This is a genomic window from Halomonas sp. 707B3 (assembly GCF_024158645.1).
GTDB lineage: Bacteria > Pseudomonadota > Gammaproteobacteria > Pseudomonadales > Halomonadaceae > Vreelandella > Vreelandella lionensis.
This window is the reverse complement of the sequence record NZ_JAMZBE010000272.1, coordinates 1-2,036: the sequence shown is the minus strand read 5'-3', so window position 1 is coordinate 2,036 and position 2,036 is coordinate 1. Positions and strand designations below refer to the sequence as shown.

Genomic DNA, 2,036 nt, shown 5'->3' with positions numbered 1-2,036 from the left:
ATGCCAAACACACCGGAGAGCATGGAGGTGAAAAACACCACGCCGACAAAGGCGAATCCCATTAACAGTGTCATGAAAGACGCCCTCAGCTACGACAGAATGGCCACACCTGATAGAACTTGCGGCACTGGAACTCTGCCTGGCAGCTGTTGAGCTGGGCCTGGTAGCGGTTGGAAAGGCTCGCCACTTGGCGGCCTGCATTGAGCACCTGGGGCTGACTGCGATAAGTGCCCCGCTGATAGCCGCCTGCGCCTTCGTGATAGGCGTAATAGAGGTGCTCAGGATTGTTGAGCGAGACGCCCGTTTGGGCGCGAGTGCGGGCGTTATACCAGCCAATGAAGTCGATGGCGTGCTTCATGTGCGTGCGCCGGGCAAACAGACTGCCCGCTTGGTCTTCGTACTCGCCCCATACCGGGTCTTGAGCTTGGGCGTAGCCTTTGGCGGAAGAGGGGCGCGGGCCGGGAATAAAGCCAAGGTAGTATTTGCGGTCTGGACGCACGTGGCTACGAAACGAGGACTCCCGCTGAATAAACGCCATTTGGGTCGCGATGGGCGTTCCCCACTTCTCTTCAGACTCTTGCGCGTAGTCGTACCAGCTGGGCTGTTCGCGGAAAATCTCGCAGATATTGGTCTGATCCTCCGGCGGGCTGGGCGCAAAGGTCGCGCACCCAGAGAGCAGCAGTAGTGCCGCGACGGCCAGCCAACCGCGTAGCTGGGCGGTATAAGAGGAGGCAGCGGAAGAGAGCGCAGAGACCCAAAAGCTATCAACAGGGCGATGCATAGGACGGTCCTTGTGGATATAAGTCGTGTTACTCACGTTTTGTATAGTGTACTGGCGTATAAAGCGCGTTGGCCGCTTAGCGCAGCAGTGGCTCCAGGCAGCGTCGCAGGCGCTGCGCCTCGCGCACCAGCGTTTCCCCAGAGAGCATGCCCACCCCCATCACCAAGCCCACGCGGGGGTCGTTCGGCGCACACACCGGGCTTAACGGCCGCACGATCAAGTGCTCTTTCAGCAACGATTGCGCGATGGCCACATCGTTAATGCCCGGCTCGAACTCCACGCAAAGGCTGATGGCACTGCTGGGAGCCGACACCGAGCGCACGTGGGGCAGCGAGCGCAGCTGGTCGTGCAGCACCTGCTGGCGGCCTAAATAGTCCCGCTGAATGCGCCGACACCAGGCATCCAAATCACCATCAAAAATAAACTGGGCCAGCACGGCTTGGTCCAGCATACGGCCCTCGCGAAACAGCTCGCTGCGCAGGCGGTTCATGGGCCCTGCCAAATGCCGCGGCACCACCAGGTAGCCCAGCCGCAGGCCGGGAAACATCATCTTAGAGAAAGAGCCTACCAGCAAATGGCGTTCAGAGTGGGCATCAAACAGCAGGTTGGGGTGGTCGTCGCGGTTAAATTCATAATCATCTTCCACCACATAGGTGGGCGATAACGCCTCACACAGCCGCTGTTTATGCTCGGCGCTGGTCGGCACGCTGAGCGGGTAGTGGTGCGAGCCGGTCAGGTAAGCCAGCGCCACGGGGCCGTGAGTAGCAGGTAAGGCATGGCCCGCTTCCGGCCGCCACGGCAGCATTTCGATGTTAAGCCCGGCGGCGGTAAACACGTTGCGCGCCCCCCAGTAGCAGGGCGACTCCATGGCCACTGTATCGCCCACATCTGCCAGGGCGACGGCGCACAGCTCGATACCGTTGTGGGTGCCATCGGTAATGATGATCTGCTCGGTATCGCAATGGATATCCCGCCAGCGGGCCAGAAAATCACGAATCGCGCGTTTCAGCGGGCCGTAGCCGCCGGTGGAGTAGGAGAGCAGCAGGGCATTTTGCGGCACCGTCACGCTGGCGTAGAGCTGACGCCACTTGCGCATGGGGAACTGAGCGATATCTGGAATGCCGGGCACGAAAGCCCCGCTCTGAATCATGCTAGCCCCAGGGCCTTGCAGCACCCGCTGGGCGCGCTGTGATAGCTGAACATTGGCGGGGGCATCGGGCGGTGGCGTTACCGGCTTGCAGGTCCAGGTGCCTTG

The 2,036-nt window shown here is 61.1% G+C and carries 2 protein-coding genes; both read right to left on the bottom strand.

The features are described 5' to 3' along the window. Positions 1–85 precede the first annotated feature (85 nt). Positions 86–781: a lysozyme-like domain containing protein gene (locus BIS10_RS18530; protein WP_253507701.1), complete on the bottom strand. Its 696-nt coding sequence runs from the start codon at positions 779–781 to the stop codon at positions 86–88. A gap of 76 nt (positions 782–857) precedes the next feature. Then, a partial coding sequence (locus BIS10_RS18525; RefSeq protein WP_253507698.1) for a PLP-dependent aminotransferase family protein occupies positions 858–2,036 on the bottom strand: 1,179 nt, incomplete at its 5' end.

Coding starts and splice junctions, on each gene's coding strand:
- BIS10_RS18530 (WP_253507701.1), bottom strand. CDS start 781: ATGCATCGCCCTGTTGATAGCTTTTGGGTCTCTGCGCTCTCTTCCGCT.